At 68.6% G+C, this 20,339-nt stretch carries 12 protein-coding genes; 9 read left to right on the top strand and 3 right to left on the bottom strand.

All coding sequences use genetic code 11. The features are described from left to right. The first annotated feature begins 56 nt into the window (after window positions 1–56). Window positions 57–2,924 carry a glycosyl hydrolase 115 family protein gene (locus NDI76_RS18070; protein WP_310925559.1) on the top strand — a complete coding sequence of 956 codons (2,868 nt, stop codon included), beginning with the start codon at window positions 57–59 and terminating at the stop codon, window positions 2,922–2,924. A gap of 72 nt (window positions 2,925–2,996) precedes the next feature. Next, a complete protein-coding gene (locus NDI76_RS18065) occupies window positions 2,997–3,995 on the top strand; it encodes a GDSL-type esterase/lipase family protein (RefSeq protein ID WP_310925558.1) in 999 nt (332 codons plus the stop codon). A gap of 25 nt (window positions 3,996–4,020) precedes the next feature. Here the strand turns inward: NDI76_RS18065 and NDI76_RS18060 are convergent, their stop codons facing one another. Then, a complete protein-coding gene (locus NDI76_RS18060; protein WP_310925557.1) occupies window positions 4,021–5,019 on the bottom strand; it encodes a Gfo/Idh/MocA family protein in 999 nt (332 codons plus the stop codon). 101 nt (window positions 5,020–5,120) lie between these two features. Between NDI76_RS18060 and NDI76_RS18055 the strand changes: the two genes are divergently transcribed. The 5 genes from NDI76_RS18055 to NDI76_RS18035 all read left to right on the top strand — a co-directional run bounded on the left by NDI76_RS18055 (window position 5,121) and on the right by NDI76_RS18035 (window position 12,404). Beyond that, window positions 5,121–7,982: a glycoside hydrolase family 2 protein gene (locus NDI76_RS18055; RefSeq protein ID WP_310925556.1), complete on the top strand. Its 2,862-nt coding sequence runs from the start codon at window positions 5,121–5,123 to the stop codon at window positions 7,980–7,982. 123 nt (window positions 7,983–8,105) lie between these two features. Beyond that, entirely contained in the window at window positions 8,106–9,077 is a 972-nt protein-coding gene (locus NDI76_RS18050; protein WP_310925555.1) for a Gfo/Idh/MocA family protein, read from the top strand. After that, window positions 9,074–9,862 carry a hydroxypyruvate isomerase family protein gene (locus NDI76_RS18045; protein ID WP_310925554.1) on the top strand — a complete coding sequence of 263 codons (789 nt, stop codon included), beginning with the start codon at window positions 9,074–9,076 and terminating at the stop codon, window positions 9,860–9,862. The genes NDI76_RS18050 and NDI76_RS18045 overlap by 4 nt, the downstream gene beginning before the upstream one ends. Window positions 9,863–10,001: 139 nt before the next feature. Then, window positions 10,002–11,831: an ABC transporter substrate-binding protein gene (locus tag NDI76_RS18040; protein ID WP_310925553.1), complete on the top strand. Its 1,830-nt coding sequence runs from the start codon at window positions 10,002–10,004 to the stop codon at window positions 11,829–11,831. A gap of 123 nt (window positions 11,832–11,954) precedes the next feature. Next, window positions 11,955–12,404 (top strand): universal stress protein, encoded by a 450-nt coding sequence (locus tag NDI76_RS18035; RefSeq protein WP_310925552.1) that lies wholly within the window; start codon window positions 11,955–11,957, stop codon window positions 12,402–12,404. A 451-nt stretch (window positions 12,405–12,855) separates the two neighbouring features. Here the strand turns inward: NDI76_RS18035 and NDI76_RS18030 are convergent, their stop codons facing one another. After that, window positions 12,856–15,576: a family 78 glycoside hydrolase catalytic domain gene (locus NDI76_RS18030; RefSeq protein ID WP_310925551.1), complete on the bottom strand. Its 2,721-nt coding sequence runs from the start codon at window positions 15,574–15,576 to the stop codon at window positions 12,856–12,858. A 137-nt stretch (window positions 15,577–15,713) separates the two neighbouring features. Here NDI76_RS18030 and NDI76_RS18025 point away from each other — a divergent pair, with 137 nt between their 5' ends. Next, window positions 15,714–17,321: a glycoside hydrolase family 28 protein gene (locus tag NDI76_RS18025; RefSeq protein WP_310925550.1), complete on the top strand. Its 1,608-nt coding sequence runs from the start codon at window positions 15,714–15,716 to the stop codon at window positions 17,319–17,321. A 58-nt stretch (window positions 17,322–17,379) separates the two neighbouring features. Further along, window positions 17,380–19,080 (top strand): right-handed parallel beta-helix repeat-containing protein, encoded by a 1,701-nt coding sequence (locus NDI76_RS18020; protein ID WP_310925549.1) that lies wholly within the window; start codon window positions 17,380–17,382, stop codon window positions 19,078–19,080. 40 nt (window positions 19,081–19,120) lie between these two features. Here the strand turns inward: NDI76_RS18020 and NDI76_RS18015 are convergent, their stop codons facing one another. Then, window positions 19,121–20,314, bottom strand: coding sequence for an oligogalacturonate lyase family protein (locus NDI76_RS18015; protein ID WP_310925547.1), 1,194 nt, complete (start codon window positions 20,312–20,314; stop codon window positions 19,121–19,123). Between the last annotated feature and the right edge of the window lie 25 nt (window positions 20,315–20,339).

Raw genomic sequence — 20,339 nt, 5'->3', positions numbered from 1 at the left:
GCAGGGGGGTGCCGAGGGGTGAGGAGTTTTGTACCCCGGCGACTGAACGGGTGAACGTGATAACGCACGACTCCGTCTCCGGCGGGGTACCCCTCGTCCGCGACGGGTCGGCCGCCGACGTGTACGTCGACGAGGACGACGCCGACGTCGTCCGCATCGCGGCCGAGGACTTCGCGGAAGACGTCGCGCGGGTGACCGACGAACGCCCGGCCCTCGCGGGGTCGCTCGGCGAACTCACCGGTACAGCCGTCGTCGCCGGCACGCTCGGGTCCTCCGAGGGAGTCGACGTCTGCGTGGAACGCTGCGGACTCGACGGGGACGCCGAGCGCCTGTCCGGAGGGCGAGAGAGCTTCCTCGTGCGAACGGTGGCGGACCCGCTCTCCGGCGTCGACTCGGCGGTGCTCGTCGTCGGAAGCGACCGCCGGGGAACCGCCTTCGGCATCTACGAACTGTCGAAGCGAATCGGCGTCTCCCCGTGGTACTGGTGGGCCGACGTTCCCCCCGATCGGAGAGAGACGCTCGTCGTCGAACCCGGCGCGTACCGCTACGGACCGCCGTCGGTCGCGTACCGCGGCGTCTTCCTCAACGACGAGGACTTCGGACTGCGGCCGTGGGCGTCCGAGACGTTCGCGCCCGAGGACGCCGCCGACCGGCCCGGCGTCGGACCGCGGACGTACGAGAAACTGTTCGAGTTGCTCCTCAGACTGAAGGCGAACACCGTCTGGCCCGCCATGCATCCGGGGACGAAGGCGTTCTACCGCTACCCCGAGCACGCGGAACTCGCAGACAGGTACGCCGTCATCGTCGGCACCTCCCACTGCGAGCCGATGCACCGCAACAACGTCGACGAGTGGGAGGACGCCGTCGGCGAGTGGAACTACGCGACGAACCGAGACCGGGTTCTGGCGTACTGGCGCGAGCGGGTCGAGTCGGTCGCCGGATTCGAGAACGTCTTCACGCTCGGGATGCGCGGGATTCACGACTCGGGGATGCCGGGCGGGGAGACGCGAGCCGAGACCCGGACGCTGCTCCAGGGCGTGCTCGACGACCAGCGGCGACTGCTGGACGCCGCCCACGAGCGACCGGTCGAGGAGGTCCCGCAGGTGTTCTGTCCGTACAAGGAGGTGTTGGACCTCTATCGGGAGGGTCTCGACGTTCCGGAAGACGTCTGCCTGCTGTGGCCCGACGACAGCCACGGCTACCTCCGCGGACTTCCGACCGAGGCGGACCGCGAGCGTTCGGGCGGGTCCGGCATCTACTACCACCTCTCCTACTGGGGGCGCCCGCACGACTATCTCTGGCTGTCGAGCGTACCGCTCGGCGTCGTCTCGACGGAGATGAGGCGGGCGTACGAGGCCGGCGCGCGGGAGTGTTGGGTCGTCAACGTCGGCGACCTGAAGCCGACCGAGAAGGAGACGGAGTTCTTCCTCGACCTCGCGTGGGACGTCGACCTCGGAGGCCGTCGGTCGCCGTCGGAGTGGCTGGTCGACTGGGCGACGCGCGAGTTCGGCGAGGTGCACGCGGACGAGATAGCCGACCTCCTGAGCGAGTACTACCGGCTGTGTCTCGCCCGCAAGCCCGAGCACATGGGGTGGTCGACGGTGTACCCGGACACGCCGACCGGCGACCCGGCGTTCAGTTTCGTCCACGGGGGCGACGAGGCCCGGCGTCGACTCGACGCGTTCGTCGGACTGGTCGACCGGGCCGAAACGGCGTTCGAGTCGCTCCCGCGGGGGCGACGGCCCGCGTTCTACCAGTTGGTGCTGTACCCGCTTCGGTGCGCCGCGGCGATGTCCGAGAAGTTTCTCCACGCGGCGCGGAGCCGTCGGTACGCGGAACAGGGGCGGGCGAGCGCGAACCGGTACGCAGACGCCGCGCTGGACGCCCACGACCGGATTCGGGTGGAGACGACGCGCTACAACGAGACGCTCCTCGGCGGCAAGTGGGACCGGATGCAGTCGGCCTCGCCGCGCGACCTCCGGGTGTTCGACCCGCCGGACGTCGCCCGCCTCAACCCGGCGGGGCCGGGCGAACTCGGCGTCGCCGTCGAAGGACGGCGAGAACCGCTCGAACCGGACGGTGAGGTCCCGTCGTTGCCGGCGTTCCGCGCCGGGGTTGGCCGCCGACGGTTCGTGGACGTGTTCAACTACGGTGCGGCCCCCTTCGAGTGGACGGCGACGGCGGACGCCGAGTGGGTCGAGGTGAGCGAGCGATCGGGGACCGTCGAGGACGAGCGTCGCCTGTGGGTCGGGGTCGACTGGGACGAACTGGCGGAAGCGCGAGCGAGCAGTACCGTGACGGTCGCCGGGGCCGGCGCCGAGTACGCCGTGCGCGTCGAAGCCGTCGCCTCGGCGGACGAGACGTCGCGGGCGGAGGGTGCCGATTTCCTCGAAGTCGACGGTTCGGTCGGCATCGAGGCGGAACGCTACAGTCGGAAGGTCGACGGCGCGCCAGAGCGCTGGGTACCCGGCGACGTCCCCGGCCGCCTCGCCGGGGGGACGATGCGCGTCGCGCCGGCGCGCTTCGAGAGCCACGACCCGGACGCGGACGACGCCCCCCGACTGGAGTACGACGTCGAACTGACGACCGCGGGCGCCGCGACGGTCAAGGTGCAGTGCCTGCCCGCGCAGGCGGCGGGCGACGGACGGAACCTCCGGTACGCCGTCGCCCTCGGAGACGGTCCCCGCCGGGCGGTCTCCGTCGACCCCGACGGCGACGAGCACGACCCGGAGTGGCAGAAGAACGTCCTGCGCGGCGCCGCGGTCACCACCACGACCCACGACGTCGAGTCGGCCGGCGTCCGCACGCTTCGTCTGTGGGCGCTCGACCCCGGTCTCGTCGTCGACAGAATCGCCGTGTACGCGGACGGCGAACGCGAGACGTACCTCGGTCCCCAGGGGACGGCGGTCCGAAAGTCGAAGTGAGCGAGCGACGGTCGACCGCCGTCCCGCGCTTCCACCGGAAACGATTTCACCGCGCTTCGCGGCGGTAGTCGCATGGAGTACGACGATGTCAGCCTCCACAACGTCGGGGAGTTGCGCGCCGTCGACGGCGGCGAGGGACGGAAGCTACAGCGAGTCCCGGAGTCCGTCCGACGGTCGCTGAACGAGAAGGCGCGGGACGTGATGTACCGACCGGCGGGCGCGGAGATACGGTTCGTCCCGACCGAGGGGCCGGTCGAGGTGACCCTCTCCTCGCCCGACGGCGCCTGCGAGGTGGTCCCGTTCTGGGGGCCGTTCATGGACTCCGAGCACCGTCGCGTCGGGTCGGAACCCGAGACGTTCACGTTCGAGACGCCGGAGCGACCGGCCCAGTTGGACCCCGGGGCGTTCGCGTTCTCGCCCGCGGTCTGTCGGTTGGCGCTGTGGGGCGGGTCGGTCGTCCTCCACGGCGTCGACGGCGGGCGACGGCCGCCGGAACCGTCGGAACTCCCGGAGCGACGCTACCTGGCGTACGGGACTTCGATAACGTTCGGGAGCAACGCCACCGGTGTGAACCTCTCGTACCCGTGGCGCCTCGCGGAGTCGCTCGGAGCCGACGTGGTCAACCTCGGCTGTCCGGGGTCGGCGTTCTGCGAACCGGAACTCGCGGAGTACGCCGGGGGCCTCGACTACGACGTGGCGACGCTCGCGCTGTCGGTGAACATGCTCGCGGCGGGGTTCTCGGCGGAGACGTTCCGGGAACGCGCGCGCTACTTCGTCGGGACGGTCGCCGAGGGAGCGCCGGACGCCGCCGTCGCGGCCATCACGCTGTTTCCCTTCTCCGCGGACCTCGTCGCCGACCACGGCGAGGACGAGATGGCGTCGACGCCGGGGGCCTATCGACGGGCGCTCCGAGACGTCGCCGTCGACGCCCCGGAGAACGTCGCGCTCGTCGAGGGGACGGACCTCCTGGGCGCGGAGGGGCTGACCACCGACCTCGTCCACCCCTCCGACCGCGGGATGGGTCAGATAGCGGACGGGTTGGCGCGCCACTTCGGCGTCGGCGCCGAGTGAGCGAGGCCGCCGTCGGGTCGGCCGCTCACAGGTCCACGTCCACCCGCGACCCGGTGCGCGCGGACTCGTAGGCCGCTTCGAGCAGCGCCGTCACGCGGAGGGCGTCCTCGGCCGTCGCCGGGGGTTCGGCCCCCGACTCGACCGCGTCGACGAACGCCTCGAACTTCGTCCGCGCCTCGGCGTCGCCCAAGTCCGGCGTCCGTCGGTCGCCGTCCGCGTCGACGACCGAAAATTCGCGCGCGCCCCAGTCCTCGCCTTCGAGGTACACCGCCCCCTCCTCGTCCCAGACGTGAATGTGCTCCATCGTCCGGGGGACGACGCCCGAGTCGCCGAAACTGGCGATGGCGCCGTTGTCGAATCTGACCGTCATCGCGGACTGCTCGTCGACGCGACGCTCGTCGTCGTGGAACGACATCTCGGCGGTGACGGAGACGGGCGTCAGGCCGGTCATCCAGAGAACCGACTCGACGACGTGCGTGCCGACGCTGAACAGGTGACCGCCGCCGCCGACGTCGGGGTCCATCCGCCAGTTCGTCCCCGCCTCGTAGTGGTGTCGCCAGTCCTGCGTGAGCGACCCCGTGGCGAACGTCGGGTCGAGGTCGCCCTCCGCCCAGCGGTCGCGGGCGGCGACGAATCCGGGGTCGAGGTGGCGTTGGTAGCCGGCCATCAGGACGTGCCCCTCCTCGCGAACCCAGCGGACCACCTCGCTCGCCTCCGTCGAGTCGAGGACGACCGGTTTCTCGCAGAGGACGTGCAGGTCGCGGTCGAACGCCGCGCGAATCTGGTCGAAGTGGAACCCCGGCGGCGTGGCGATGACGACGGCGTCGAGCGATTCTTCGGCGTACATCTCCGCCTCGTTGACGTACAGCGCCGACGGGTCGAGGTCGAACGACTCGCCCGCCGCCGCCAGATTCTCTTCGTTCACGTCGACGACGGCGCCGATGGTGCCCCGAGGGTGCGAGCGAACCTCCTCGGCGAGGTGGCGTCCGATGCCGCCCATCCCGATGATACCAGTTCTGAACATCTCTTGTAGCCCCTCTCGCGCGGCGTAATGAGGTTTTCTTTCGAACGGCGTCGGAGCGGCAGGCAACGCTTAACTCCCGACCGGGAGTACCGTGCGAACTGATGACAGGAGACGACGGAACGGTCTCGCGGCCGTCGCAGTGCTCGCGGTCCTCGCGGTCGCTCGCCGGCGAGTGGGGGTTCGCGCTCGACCCGGACGACGTCGGCGTCGACGAGCGGTGGTTCGAGTCGTCGCTCGGCGACGTCATCTCCCTTCCGGGGACGACCGACGAGGCGGAGAAGGGGGCGCCGAACCCGACGCGCGAACCGGACCACCTGACGCGAAGGCATCCGTACGAGGGCGCCGCGTGGTACCAGCGAACGGTGACGATTTCCGACGAATGGGCGACGAAACGGGTCGTCCTGACGCTCGAACGGACCCGTTCGACGCGCCTCTGGGTCGACGGCGACCCCGTCGGCCGGCGCGACTCGCTGTCGACGCCGCAGGAGTACGACCTTCCGGCGGCGCTCGACGCCGGCGAGCACGTCCTGACGGTTCGCGTCGACAACACCTCCTCGGTGCTCTCGCTGCCGGGAGTCCAGCGGTCGCACGCGGCCACCGAGCACACGCAGACGAACTGGAACGGCGTCGTCGGCGACGTCCGACTCGACGCGACGTCGCCGGTGTGGGTCGACGACGTGCAGGTGGTCCCCGACCCGGACCGCGGCGCGGCGGCGGTCACCGTCTCGGTCGGCAATCGGACCGAAACGGCGGTTTCCGGTCGTCTCTCGCTATCGGTGCGAGCGGCGAGCGGCGACCGAGAGTCGGCGTTCCCGGCCGAGACGGCCGAGTTCTCGGTCGGCGCCGAGAGCGGAGCGCCTCGGTCGGAACCGACCTCGCCTCCGACGGCCCCGCCCGCTTCGACGACGGTCACGGCGACGTTCGACCTCGGAGACGAACTCCGGCGCTGGGACGAGTTCTCCCCCGAGACGTACGCCTTGGACGTCGAACTCGACGCGACGACGGAGGCGGAGTCGGGAGACGAGGAATCGCTGACGGACGCGGTATCGACGACGTTCGGCGTCTGCGAGTTCGAGGCGCGGGGGACGAAGTTCGTCGTCAACGGCCGGACGACGTTCCTGCGCGGTAACGTCGACTGCTGTATCTTCCCGCGGACGGGCTACCCGCCGACGTCGCGTTCGGCGTGGCGCGAGGTGTTCGAGACGGCGGCGGAGTACGGTATCAACCACTACCGATTTCACAGTTGGTGCCCGCCGCGGGCCGCCTTCGAGGCCGCCGACGAACTCGGCGTCTACCTTCAACCCGAACTCCCCCTGTGGAACAGCGAGACGGCGTTCGAGGACCGAGCGGCGCGAGCGTTCTACCGCGCGGAGGCCAAGCGCATCCTCGACGCCTACGGCGACCACCCCTCGTTCGTCATGTTCGCGCTCGGAAACGAGTTGTGCGGCGACCGCGACGCGATGGACGAACTCGTCGAGCACTGCCGCGAGCACGACCCGCGACCGCTGTACGCGACCGGGTCGTACAACTTCCTCAGCGAGTCGACGGTCACCGAGACGGACGACTACTGGACCACCGCGTCCGTCCCGTCGCCCGACGGCGCGGCGGGCGACCGGAGTCGCGTTCGGGCAGCGGCCCTCAACGAGCGCCCTCCCTCAACGACGAGGAACTACGAGCACCTCGTCGCTGACCTGCCGATGCCGGTCGTTTCCCACGAGATCGGGCAGTACCAGTTCTACCCGGACTTCGGCGAACTGCCGAAGTACGACGGCGTGCTCGCGGCGCGCAACCTCGAACTCGCCCGCGACCACCTCGAAGCCCACCGGATGCTCGACCGCGCCGCGGAGTTCGCGCACGCCTCCGGCCAGTTGGCGCTTCGATGCTACCGGGAAGACGCCGAGGCGGCCCTCCGCACGCCGTCGCTCGGCGGGTTCCACCTGCTCGCCCTGCAGGACTTCCCGGGACAGGGGACCGCGCTCGTCGGCGTGCTCGACTCGTTCATGGACTCGAAGGGCGTCGTCGACCCGGAGGCGTGGCGGCGGTTCTGCGCGCCGACGGTCGCACTCGTCGAGATGCCGTCGCGGACGTGGGAGGCGGACGAGACGCTCGCCGCGACCGTTCGCTTAGCGCACTACGGACCGACGCGGTTGGCGGGGGTCGCCGCCGAGTGGACGCTCAAGAACGACGAGGGCGTCGTCACCTCGGGACGGACCGACCAGACCGACGTCCCGCAGGGGACGGTGACGGCTCTCGGACGGGTGGACGTCGACCTCGCGGTCGACGCGCCGGCGGCGCTGGAACTGGTGGTGGACGTCGTCGCGGACGGGGTCGACGGGTCGGTGGCGACGAACCGCTACTCCGCGTGGGCGTACCCGGACGACGCGCCCGAACCGGCCGCCTGCGACGACGACGTGGGCGAAACGAGCGTGGTCGTGCGGCGGACGTTCGACGAGGCGACGCGGAACCTCCTAACCGACGGCGCGGACGTCCTCCTCGTCCCGAAGCGCGAGGACCTCGCCCACGCCGTCGACGGGACGTTTCGGACCGACTTCTGGTCGTACGCGCTGTTCAAGCGCCGCGCGCCGCCGGGAACGATGGGGCCGGCGCTCGACCCGACGCATCCCCTCTTCGAGGCGTTCCCGACGGCCGACCACGGCGACTGGCAGTGGTGGCACCTCCTGAAACGGTCCCACCCCGTCGTCCTCGACGACGCCCCGGCGGAGTACGAACCGCTGGTGCGGATGGTCGACAACATCGAGCGCAACCAGCGGCTCGGACTCGTGTTCGAGACGGCCGTCGGGGACGGCGGCCTGCTCGTCTGCGCCGCCGACCTCTTCGCGGCCGCCGCGGAGCCGTCGGTCCGGCAGTTCTACGACGCCCTGCGGACCTACGCCGCCTCCGACGCGTTCGACCCCGACGAGCATCTGACGGGGGAGGTCCTGCGAAAGCTCCTCGCACCGTGAGCGGTCGTTCGAATCGGCCGGCGCGCCCCGAGGACCGACTCGCGGAGTTGCGAACTCACGAGTCGATGTCCCGACGCGTGGGAGACAGTACCTTGATAACACGCGACCGGATAGTGGGAGGCGATGACCGTTCAACTGGCGTTTATCGGTGCGGGTGGTATCGCGTCCGTCCACCTCGACAACCTTGAATCGAACGAGCGAGCCGACGTCGTCGCAGTCTGCGACATCGACGACGAACGGGCGACGGCCGCCGCGGAGACGCACGGCGCGGCGGCGTTCACCGACCACCACGAGATGTACGAGGAAGCGTCGTTCGACGCCGTCGTCGTCGGGATTCCCCCCTTCGCGCACGAGGACCAAGAGCGGCTGGCGGTCGAACACGGAGCGGACCTGTTCGTGGAAAAACCGCTCGCACTGGACAGCGAGACCGTTCGTGAGAACGCCGCGGCCGTCGCCGAGTCCGACCGTCTCGCGCAGGTCGGCCACATGGTTCGGTACGTCGACTCGGTTCAGCGCGCGAAGGAACTCGTCGGCGACCGAACCGTCGCACTCGTCGACGGACACTGGTGGTGCGGTATCCCGGGTGAGGCGGACCACTGGTGGCGGAAGAAGAGCCTCTCCGGCGGACAGGTCGTCGAGCAGGCGACGCACACCTACGACGCGGTCCGGTACTTCGCCGGAGACGTCGAATCCGTATCGGCCGTCGGCGGCAAGGAGGTGTGCGAGGAGGAACTCGACTTCGAGGATTCCACCTCGGCGTCGATGCGGCACGAGACGGGCGCGATCAGTCACGTCTCGGCCACCTCGACCTCCGCGCGGTTCTCGCACGGACTGAGTCTGACGGGCGAGGGCTTCTCGCTCGAACTCGACGTCGGCGCCGACACCCTCGTCGGCACCGTCGACGGCGAGGAGATAGCGTTCGAGGGCGACGGCGACGCCTACGAGACCGAGATAACGGCGTTCCTCGAGGCGGTCGAGACGCGGGACGAATCGCTCCTCCGGTCGCCCTACGAGGACGCCCGGAAGACGTTCGAGACGACCCTCGCGGTCGAACGCGCCCTGGAGACGGGCGAGTCACAGCGGGTGACCGAATGAGCTTCACCGTCAGCGCGAACGCGAACATGGTGTTCGGAGTCGACGACCCGACGGACGCCATCGCAAACGTCGCCGACCTCGGACTCGAAGCGATCGAGTTCTGGGGTATCGAGGACGTCGACCCCGACGCCCTCCGCGACCGCTGCGACGAACACGGCGTCGCCGTGTCGGCGTCGACGTGCGTCGGCGTCGCGGCCAACACGCAGGGGGAGGGTCCCGGCCTCACCGACCCCTCGTTACACGAGGACGGAGTCGCGGACCTGGAGCGTTCGGTCGAACTCGGCGAGGCGGTCGGCGTCGACTCGCTCGTGGTCACGGTCGGTCCCGAACGGGACGACCTGCCGCCCGGCGCCGAACACCGCGCCGTCGTCAACGCCCTCCGTGACGCCGCACCCGCCGCGGAGGCGGCGGGTATCGACCTCGTGGTCGAACCGCTCAACAACCCGGTCGACCACCCCGGATACTATCTCGACTCCTCCTACGAGGCGTACGAAATCGCGGACGCGGTGGACAGCCCCGCCGTCTCGGTCCTCTACGACGTCTACCACCAGCAGATAACCGAGGGCAACGTCATTCAGAACCTGACCGAACACGTCGAGTTCGTCGGGTACGTCCACGTCGCCGACGTGCCGGGGCGACACGAACCCGGAACGGGCGAACTCAACTACGCGCGCGTCTTCGAGGCGTTGGACGACGCCGGGTACGACGGCTACGTCGGCCTCGAGTACTCCCCGTCGACCGACGCCGCGACGACGGTCGAACGCGTGCTCGAACTCGTTCCCTGAGCGCGCGGAGATTCGTCGGCCGCCGAGAGCGTCGGCACCGACCCGACACATCGACCCCCCGATGAGCCGGGAGTCGGAAGCCGAACCGCCGATATTCGTACATAAGAATTATACGTGATGTTGAGCAACGTCAACTCGTATGACCAGAGATAGCAACCGTCTTACACGTCGTCGGATGATCGGAGCGGCGGGCGGGGCGCTCGCGACCGGACTCGCCGGGTGCTCGGGAGAAGGGTCGAACGGCAACGCGACGGCGGCCGGTGGCGGCGGCGGTACCGCCGGCGGTTCCGGGGAGGGAAAGACGCTGACCATCATGGACGCTCGCCAGTTGACCCAAGTCCAGTTCAACGGGTTCAACGCGGCCAACTACGCCAATTCGTGGGACGTGATGACGCACGATATCGTCGCCTCCGGACACTCCGACGGCGCCATCAGACCGGACCTCGCCGAGGAGTTGACGACGGACGGGAAGACGCTGACCATCACCTTCCCGGAGGACCGCACGTGGTGGAACGGCGAGGACCTGACGGCCGAGGACCTGCTCATGCAGTTGGAGATAACTCGGCTCCAGGACCCGGAGGCCTCGCCGTACGAGGGCCACGAACTAGTGGACGACTACACGCTGGAGCGAACGTTCAAGAACCCGACGACGCCCGAACTGATGCGCGCCACCATCGCCGGGTTCCTCGTCAACACGCCGCGGTGGATATACGGCGAGTATCTCGAACGGTACCGGGAGGCGTCGACGCAGGAGGAACGGGACGAAATCACGTCGGACCTCCTCGGGATGACCATCTCTGCGAAGCAACTCGTCGACGAGGGCCTCGGGAACTCCCTGTACCGACTCGTCCGGTTCAACTCCTCCGAGGGCATCCTCGAGAAGTTCGAAGACCACCCGTACGCCGACCGAACGAACGTCGAACAGACGCGGGTCATCCCGTGGGACACCGCCGACCCCGAGTCGTTCATCGTCCAAGACGAGGTCGACCTCGCGTTCGGTGACTACATCACGGAGGAGAAACGCCAACGGTACCCCGACAACCTCCAGAACCAGTACGAACTGGAGTGGTTCCGTACCCAGAAGTTTACGTTCAACTATAAGAACGAACACCTCGCGAAGCGGAACGTCCGGCGGGCGGTCGCCGCCGCGGTCGACCTGCCCTCTATCGTCGCCGCCGCCAACCAGGCGGGAATCGTCGGGACGCCGACGCAGGTGCAGACCGGATTGCGTTCGTCCATCCACGAACGGTACCTCGGAGAGGGGTTCACGGACAAACTCATCCAGTACCCCGTCGAGGGCGACACGGAGAAAGCGGCGGAGTACATGCGCGCGGCGGGCTACTCGAAGTCCGGCGGCGAGTGGGTCGACGGGAGCGGTTCGTCGTTCAGTTTCACCATCATCGCTGACTCCAAGAGCGCGCAGACGCAGGCGACGAAGGTGTTCTCCGACCAACTGGACGCCTTCGGAATCGGCACCGACGTGAAGTCCATCGGTCTCGACTACTACGCGAAACTTCAGGAGTACGAGTTCGACATCGCGTGGATATGGCACGTCGCGAGGGCGCTGTGGCACCCCACCGCGTACTACTCGAACAACTTCTACGGCGTCGAGGTCGGCGACCCCGCCAGCAGCGACGACACCGGACCGACCGGCATCCCGTTCGAGACGACGATTCCGAACCAAGTCGGCGCCGAGACGGTGTCCGGAAGCGGGCAGTCGATCCAACCCGCACAACTCATGAACGACCTCCCCGTCGCCGAGACCGGAGAGGAGGTGCAGAAGATGACCCGGACGCTCGTCCAGTGGTTCAACTACGATATGCCGGCGCTCGTCTACGTACAGGAGAACAGCGGTTACTGGGGGGACACCGGCGACTTCACCTTCCAGATGCCCGAGGACAAATCGCTGATGTCGCGCACCAAACCTGGACGCGTGGCGTGGCTCCACGGGTGGGTCGGGCAGAAGTAATCGGCACAACCCCGATGACGCGGACCGAACGTCGTCCCGAGCGGCCACGATAGCCGTGCGCGGACCGTCTTCTCGCGCCTCGCCGGTGGATTTATGTCGTGTCGAAGGATGTGTTACTCGCATATGAAGCAAGGACTGGTCGTCGTTGAGGACTCCGAGGAGTACCGCGAACTCCTGCACGAAGCCTGCGAGCACGCGTCCGGGGCGGACGTCGACCTCCTCTTTTTGGTGACGCTCACCGACGAGGAGTACGAGGCGGACGTCGAAACGCTCGAATCCATCAAGTCGGTGGAGGACGTGAGTTACGACGTGTTCGCTACGGCCGAAAAGAGCGTCCGCGACACCGTCGACGACGTACTCTCGGAGTACGAGGTGGAGTACGATATCGTCGTCAGGGTCGTCAGCGACGACAAGCGGGCGCAGGCGGTCGTCGACGTAGGCGACGAGGAGGGGTGCGACCACGCGTTCATCCTCGGACGGCAGCGCTCGCCCACCGGGAAGGCGCTGTTCGGCGACTTCGCGCAGAAGGTCATCCTCAACTTCGACGGGTTCGTGACGATAGCGACCGCCTGACGCCGTCCGCCGGCGCACCGCAACGCGTTCCGTGCGCCCCTCCGTCTCGAACGGTACCCTGTATCACCGTTCTCCGACGACGTTCGTCCGGCGTCGCCGGACACTCTATCCGGTATCGTCGGATCGTCTCGGCCGAGTACCCGACTCGAAGGTCGACCGAAGTCGGTCGCATATTCGGATGAGACACGTTCTCTCACGTCCACGGAGCGTCTGCCGCTCGTTTGCGCGGATCAAAACAGTCGAGGATACGATATCTGACGCACGATGCGTTACAATAGTAGTACCGTAATTCGTACACTCGGATTGGATACGTAATCAACACGAGTATCCGGTATCGTCGGATGATTCTGAGAGATTTGTTCGGCCGGAGACGGCGGCGACCGAGGTGAAACGGCTGCTTTTCGAGCGCGTGATTCGAACTTGGATATCTTCCGACGATGGCGGAAGGTCGCTACGAACGCCCGACGGAGAACCGGTACGTACCCGCCTTCACGTCGACCGCGAGTTCGCCGTCGACGCGTGCGGCGCAGTCGACGCCGGGGACGGCCGGGTCGGCGCGGTCGTCCACGTCCCCGAGGGGTTCGCCGTCGACGGAGACGGTGCCTTCGGCGGGAGCGGGCAGTAAGACGGTCGCCTCGACGTTCCACGGAATCGTCAGCGAGAGCGAGAACTCCCCGTCCGTGCGCTCCCACGCCGCCCGCAGCGGACCGTACTCCGTCGGCACGCGGCCGCTCGCCGATTCGAGACCGTCCGTCGGCGGACGGACTCGGACCCGGCCGACCGCGGCGTCGTCGAATTCGACGCCGAGGAGGACGCGCTGGACGTACGCGAGGACGGTCGCACCCATCGCGTGCGACTCGCTGCGGTTCCGCCGTTCGTCGTCGGGGAGGTCCTCGTCGCGGCAGTGCCACGTCTCCCACGTGAACGTCCCGCCCTGCGCCAGGATGTTCGCCCATCCGTCGTCCGCGGGGTCGGTCAGGAGGTCGACCATCGCCGCGGGGCGGTCGCTCGCCTCGAACGCCTGCAGGAGCCACGGGACCATCATCGGCCCCATCCGCATCCCGGCGTCGGCGACGTGGTCCGCCACGCGGTCGATGGCCCCCTCGGGAACGACGCCGAACGCCAGGGCGAGAGCGTTCGCGTGCTGGGAGGCGTGCTCGCTCGCCCCCTCGGCGTCGGCGCCGTCGACGAACAGGTCCCCGTCGAAGAGTCGGTCGACGACCGCCGATTCCAGCGCCTCACACCGGCGACGGAAGTAGGCCAGTTCCGGGTCGGGGCGGCCGAGTTCCGCGCCGATACGCTCGGCCCGCGCCAAGGCGTTCACGCCGAGGAGGTTGACCGTCGTGCGGGCCGGCCACGCCCGGTCGTATCCGTAGCGCATCTCGGCGGGCCAGTCCACGATGCCCTCCTCGTACGGTCCCCCTTCTCCGCCGCTCAGGTTCGTCACGAGACCCGTCTCCTCGTCGACGTGGCGGACGACGTAGTCGGCGACGGCGCGGACGACGGGGTACGCCGTCTCGAGCAGGGTTCGGTCGTCGGAGACGAGGTAGTAGCGCCACACCCACTCCGGGAAGGACTCGGTGAAATCGGGGATGTCTCGCCTCCCGTCCCCGTTCGGATACACCGCGTTCAGCCGTCCGCTCTCGGCCCAGTAGCGGTAGTGCGACTGGACGAACTCCTCGATGGCCTGCCTGCTCAGGCGGCGTTCGCCGAAGGCGCGCGTCGTCACCCGCGAGATGTTGAGCGCGTCCATCAGGAACTGCCCTTTCTCCCGCGTCGGCGTATCGACGAACTGCTCCTGAGAGCCGTACAGCGCCGAGTGCCGCGCCAACTCGAACACCTCGTCCACCGTCTCGTTCGACGATTCGAACGTCGCCGCGTGCGGGTCGGGAACCTCGTTGTGGCGGGCGATTACCTCCACCTGGTCGGGCGAGAGGTCCTCTCCCGGGTCGTCGACCTGTAGGTACCGGAGGCCGAGGTAGTGGAACGGACGGAACGTCTGCTCGCCGTCGCGTTGGACACACGCGTACCGCATATCGGTCCACTGCGTGCCCTCGTCTGCCGAGACCGACCCGTCCGCCTCGCGGCGGTAGCCCGCACGCATCTCGACGCGTCGGCTGTCGGTACCCGACTCGAAGCGGACGACCGGAACCCCGGCGTAGACGCGCCCGAAGTCGAACACCAGCGCCCCGGAGTCGAGTCGCTCGACCGACTCGGGAGCGACGGCGCGCCGCTCGATTCCCCGATTCTGCGCGACCAGTCGTTCCCAAGGACCGGCGGGATGTTCCCCGACGACGTCGACGGTGTCCCACGCCGCGTCGTCGAACCCCGGTCGACTCCAGCCCTCGGGTCGACGGCGCTGGTCGACGACTTCGACCGGTTCGGCGATTTCGCCGTTCCGGAGGGGAGCATCGGTCCACGGTCCCTCGCGGGTCCGCCACGACCCGTCCGTCGTCACGACCCGTCGGCTCCCGTCGGCGAGTTCGGCGACCAGTCGGAGTAGCAGACCGGGTTCGCCCTCGGGGCGACCCTGTCCCTCGCCGTTCCACGTGTGCAGGACGCCGAGGGCGTTCTCGCCCGCGTTCAGGGCGTCGGTCACCTCGACGGTCTTGTAGTACTGGTAGTCGGGGTACGCGAACGACTGCCCGCGGTCGACGACGCTCCCGTTGACCGAGAGCGCGTACTGGTGGCCGGCGGAGACGTGGACGCGGGCGCGTTCGACGGCGGCGTCGAAAGCTATCTCTCGACGGAAGTAGGAGAACTGCCCGCGTTCGAACTCCCCGTCCTCGGGTCGTCGAATCCACGACGCCTCCCAGTCGTCCGCGGCGAGGGGGCCCATCTCCCACGTCGCCGCGTCGCTCCACTCGCCTGCGGTTCCGGTCTCGTCCCACACGCGGACCTTCCAGTGGTACCGCCCCTCGGCCGTCAGGGGAGCGCCGTCGTACTCAACGGCGGGCCGGGACGTCGTCCGCTTGCCGGTGTCCCACGCGTCGCCCTCGTCGTCGTCGAGTCGCTCCCGCGTCGACGCGACGAGGACGCGGAACGCGGTCTGTTTCGCCCCCTTCCTGTCCGTCTCGACCCGCCACCGGAGACACGGGTTGGTCTCGTCGATGCCGAGCGGTTCCGTCGCGTACTCGGTTCTCAGACCGGTCGGTCTGTCGGCTGCCGTCATGACCGCCGGTTGGACGGTCCGGATGATAAACGTACGCCATTCGCACAGGAACGTAGGCACGGGAACGCGGGAACTCCGACCGAAGCGCTCGGGGCACCACCGCAACACCTATCGGAACCGCTCGCCAGACACCCGCCATGGACGCTCACTCGACCGTCTCGGTACGGGAGTACGACGACGACGCCGAGACGGACACCGACGCGTTTCAGCGCGCGATAAACGCCTGCGCCGACGGCGGCGGGGGAACGGTCGCGGTGCCGGCGGGGGAGTACGTCGTCGGAACCGTACGCTTGAGAAGCCACGTCTCGCTCGAACTCGCCGCCGGCGCGACGGTGTTCGCCGCGTTCGAGGAGTCGGCGTACGACGACGCGCGGGTCGGACCGGACGGCGAACGACCGTTTCTCGTCGCCGACGGCGTCGAGAACGTCGCCGTCGAGGGGCGCGGGACGTTCGACGGCCGAGGGACGGAGTTCATGCTGATGGACACGCCCATCCGCGGCCACTCCGACGAGAGCGACGCGCATCCGTTGGTTTCGAACGGCGCGCACCGCGCCCGGCAGGGCGACGCGTACCTCGACCGCTCCTCGGGAACCGACAGGTGGCCGGCGGCTAAACCCGACTTCCGCCCCGGTCCGATGTTCCTCTTCGAGGGGTGCGAGGACGTCCTCGTTCGGGGGGTCACGCTCCGCGACATGCCCGCGTGGACGCTGAGCGTCCACGATTCCGAGGAGGTGGATATCGTCGGCGTGGACGTTCACAACCACCCCAGGATACCGAACTGCGACGGCGTGTCGGTGATGAACTCCCGGAACGTGCACGTCTCCGACTGCACGATACGGACGTGCGACGACGCCATCACGGTCGGGACGCTCGCCGAGAGCGACCGACCGACGGAGGGCGTGACCGTGACGAACTGCACGCTCGCCTCCAGCGCCTGCGCCATCAAGTTCGGGTCCGAGACCGCGCGGGACGTGCGGAACTGCACGTTCGAGAACTGCGTCGTCACCGACTCGAACCGCGGCCTCGGGATTCAGCACCGCGACGGCGGGGCCGTGGAGAACGTGCTGTTCTCGAACATCGTCGTCGAGACGCGCCTCCTTCCCGGTCCGTGGTGGGGGAAGGGGGAGCCGATCTACGTGACGTCGGTTCCGAGAGACGAGTCGACGAGCGTCGGCCCCGTCCGTAACGTTCGCTTCTCGAACGTCGTCGCGCGGAGCGAGAACGGGGCGCTCGTCTACGCCCACGAGAGCGCCGATGTGCGGGGAGTGCGGTTCGACGGCGTCGAAATCGAGGTTCGGCGAGGGGAACACGCCGACGCCGTCGGCGGGAACTTCGACCTCCAACCGACGTCGGTCGTGCCGCCGATACAGGAGCGCGATATCGCGGCGCTCCACGTCGAGAACGCCAGCGACGTGGACCTCCGCGACCTCTCGGTCGAGTGGGAGGGCGACGTCCCCGACTACTTCGAGAACGGCCTCCGGTGCGTCGGCGTCGAGGGACTCCGCGTCGACGGGTTCGCGGGGCGGCAGGCCCACCGGGAGTCGGACGCGGCGGCGGTCGACCTGCGCGCGGTGGACTCAGTGAGCGTCCGGAACTGCCGCGCGCAGGAGGGGACCGGAACGTTCCTCGCCGCGAGCGACGTCGCCGACGCCCGCCTGTTCGCCGGCAACGACCTCGCCGACGCGACGGCCGCCGTCGCGGGGGACGCCGACTTCCGGACGAACGGAAATCTCCCGCCACGCTGAATCGCTGGGGACGACGTTCGGTAGAAACCTATATGTTCGATGGATATGATTACGAACTGTGACGAACAGAGACGGCGGTCACGACAGCGATAGCTACGACGAACTGAGTCTCACGCGGCGAACGGCGCTCGCACTGTTCGGGGCGGCCGGAACCGGTGCGGCGGCGACCGGAAGCGCCGGCGCGACGACGGGCACAGAGAAGGAGCAGACCGGCGACGGCCCCTCCGGTCGGCCGTGGAACCGCGACGTGGACGCCGGCGGCCACGAACTCGACAACCTCGGGTCCCTCGACGTCGACCGCCTCTACACGCCCTCGCGGGCGGCCGACGTCGTCGTCTGGAAGGACGAGGAGGGGGTCTTCCACGCCGACGGCCGGGACGACCACGTAGCCAGCGGCGAGGACGTGCTGACCGTCGCGCAGGCCGCGGTCGACAGCCTCACCGACGGCCGCGACTGGAAGGAGACCGTCTCCATCGTCTCGCCGGGATCGGTCCCGTACAACGACGGGGACTTCCGCAGCGTCGAACTGCCGAGTTACACGGTGTTGGACGTCGCCGCCCCCCTCTCCTTCGAGTACGAATCCGGGGAGTACTCGAACGCCATCGCCGTGACGGCAACCGACGCGGAACACGTCGAAGTGCCGCGGTTGACCGTCGAGGGCGGGCCGTGGATGGCGCTGCGGTTCCAGCGCTGCTCGAACGTTCGAATCGGCGACGTGACCGTTTTGTACGACGAGGACGCCGACACCAACGACGGCATCCGAATCGACAACGGCTACGACATCGGCACGCCGAAGCGCTGCGAGGACGTGCGCATCGAGTCGGTCTACCTCGAAAACGGCGGCCATCACGCCGTCGAGACGTACGGCGTCGACCGGTTGCAGGTGGACCGCGTCCTCGCCACGGACATCGGAGGGTGTGCGGTGCTGCTCAACCAGACGACGGACGCGACGATAAACAGCGTCATCGGGCGAAGTCCCGGCGGTCCGGCGGGCTATCCGACGTTCCGCCTGGCGAACTTCTGCAACAACGTCTCCGTGGGGCAGGTCGTCAGCCGCGACGGGATGAAGGGAATCATGCTGCTCACGGCGCGCAACGCCTCCATCGGCGAGGTGAACATCGTCGGCGCGGAGGACTCCGGCATCTTCGCGTCCGCGTCGTTCAACGTCAGCATCTCCGGCGGCGTCATCAAGAACTGCGAGGGCGAGGCGATACGGGTTCACGGCTACCCGAAGGGGGAGACGGATTACACGCTCCCCACGGAGGGAATCACCGTCTCGAACGTTCGGATGCTCGACGACCGCCCGGAGGGGGAGCGCACGCAGACGCACGGGATACGAGAGACGGGGCCGACCGCGTTCGGAAATCAGTACGTCGACAACGACGTGCGGAAGGGCGGTACCGTCTCGCCCATCGCCGTCTCCTCGTCGAGTTCGGTCGTCGCCGGTAACGTCGGCGACGGCGAGGCCAGCGGAACGACGACGCTCTCGCCCGGCGAGTCGCCCGCGGCCCGCGTCGAGGGCGTCTGTCCGCACAAGGACGCGACGCTCGAACTCCGCGCGAAGGCGCACGAAGGTCCCGACGCGGCGTTCGCGTGGGAGTCGTACTTCGAGTGGACCGGCGACGGGTGGGACCTCGTGGTCGAGTGGCGGACCGACCCCGGCGAGGAACTGACGCTCGATTACATCGTGGACCGACCGCAGGCGAACATCGACCGGCGGCAGTTCGAGGACGACTGGGAGGAGTTCCGGATGGGGTGAAATCCGGCCGTAGCGGGGCGAACTGTCGAGCGACGAAACGTCAGTCCACTCGGAGACCCGGCCCCTCGTAGCGCGGGAGGTCGGAGAGGTCCTCCGGCACCGTCGCGAGATAGACCTCCGACCCGGCGCCGCCGCGGGTGCTGTCGAAGACCACGCTGTCGCCGTCCGGGGCGAGTCGCGAGTGCGGGTGGGCGTCGGCGTCGCTCTGCCAGTTGTGGGTGGCTAGCATCCGCGGCGCCTCGTAGGCACTCGCCTCCTCGTCCCAGCGCCAGAGGAGGTCGTACGGAACGCCGCGATAGGTTCCGTCGCCGACGACGAGGTCGCGCGTGTTACTGTGAAAGTGCGTGTAGACGTCCGGAGCGGGAGCCTCCCGTCGGTCCTCGTTGTCGTACCGTACCTGTCCGAAGAACGCGTCGGGGTCGTCACGGTCGCCGCGCCACCCGTGGTATCCCACGTACTCGCCGTCGGCGAGCCAGTACTCGTGGCCGACGGCCTCGCCCTCCTCCGTCGGCCGTATCCGCCACGTGTCGCCCGACGTCAGGTCGAGACCCCACACCCGGTCGACCCGCTCCCAGATACCCTCCTCGCAGTAGGTGACGAGTTCGGGATGCGTCGGGGAGGCGTTGACGTGGTTGAGCCACCGGTTCTCGTCGACGTGGACCGTCGGCTCCCCTCCCGAGAGGGGCACCGAAATCACCTTGGAGTTGGCGTCCACGTTCATGCGGGCCTCCATCCACCGCTCTCGGTTCTCGTCGTCGCGTTCGAGGTCGACGCGCTCGGAGATGGCGGCGACGACTCGCTCGCCGTCCGCGGTTATCGCCGCGTGGCTCCCGCCGTATCCGTCCGGGAGGCGGTACAGGGAGGTAAGCGTCTCGCGGTCGAGGTCGAACGCGACGAGACGGTCGTCGGCCCAGAAGGCGGCGACGCTCGCGTCGGGGTGACAGGTCACGCCCGAGAGCGAGGACGGGAGGTCGGTCAGTTGGCGTATCCCGCCTGTTTCGAGGTCGACCGAGTAGAGGTCGATGCCGTTCCCGCCGCGCGTCGAACGGAACATGAGCCGTCGGCCGTCGTCGTACCAACTCGGTTCCGTGAAGTAGAGGTGCCAGCTGTCGCCCTCCTCGCAGTCGGTGAGCTGACGGATCCGTGCGTCCGTCTCGGGGTCGTCGTACGTTCGCCATTCGGCTGGAAGTTCGCGGCCGGCGTCGGGTCCCTGGGCGAGGTCCTCATCGTGCATCGGGTGTTCGTTCCCGACAGCGGGT

Source organism: Halogeometricum sp. S1BR25-6, assembly GCF_031624495.1.
In the GTDB taxonomy this organism is placed as follows: Archaea; Halobacteriota; Halobacteria; order Halobacteriales; family Haloferacaceae; genus Halogeometricum; species Halogeometricum salsisoli.
The sequence above is the reverse complement of the archived record's forward strand: the minus strand, read 5'-3'. Positions and strand labels throughout refer to the sequence as shown.

What these genes read in the sequence shown, in the direction of transcription:
- NDI76_RS18040 (WP_310925553.1), top strand. Translation starts at nt 10,002, where the DNA reads ATGACCAGAGATAGCAACCGTCTTACACGTCGTCGGATGATCGGAGCG.
- NDI76_RS18060 (WP_310925557.1), bottom strand. Translation starts at nt 5,019, where the DNA reads ATGTTCAGAACTGGTATCATCGGGATGGGCGGCATCGGACGCCACCTC.
- NDI76_RS18025 (WP_310925550.1), top strand. Translation starts at nt 15,714, where the DNA reads ATGGACGCTCACTCGACCGTCTCGGTACGGGAGTACGACGACGACGCC.
- NDI76_RS18065 (WP_310925558.1), top strand. Translation starts at nt 2,997, where the DNA reads ATGGAGTACGACGATGTCAGCCTCCACAACGTCGGGGAGTTGCGCGCC.
- NDI76_RS18045 (WP_310925554.1), top strand. Translation starts at nt 9,074, where the DNA reads ATGAGCTTCACCGTCAGCGCGAACGCGAACATGGTGTTCGGAGTCGAC.
- NDI76_RS18050 (WP_310925555.1), top strand. Translation starts at nt 8,106, where the DNA reads ATGACCGTTCAACTGGCGTTTATCGGTGCGGGTGGTATCGCGTCCGTC.
- NDI76_RS18015 (WP_310925547.1), bottom strand. Translation starts at nt 20,314, where the DNA reads ATGCACGATGAGGACCTCGCCCAGGGACCCGACGCCGGCCGCGAACTT.
- NDI76_RS18035 (WP_310925552.1), top strand. Translation starts at nt 11,955, where the DNA reads ATGAAGCAAGGACTGGTCGTCGTTGAGGACTCCGAGGAGTACCGCGAA.
- NDI76_RS18055 (WP_310925556.1), top strand. Translation starts at nt 5,121, where the DNA reads ATGACAGGAGACGACGGAACGGTCTCGCGGCCGTCGCAGTGCTCGCGG.
- NDI76_RS18030 (WP_310925551.1), bottom strand. Translation starts at nt 15,576, where the DNA reads ATGACGGCAGCCGACAGACCGACCGGTCTGAGAACCGAGTACGCGACG.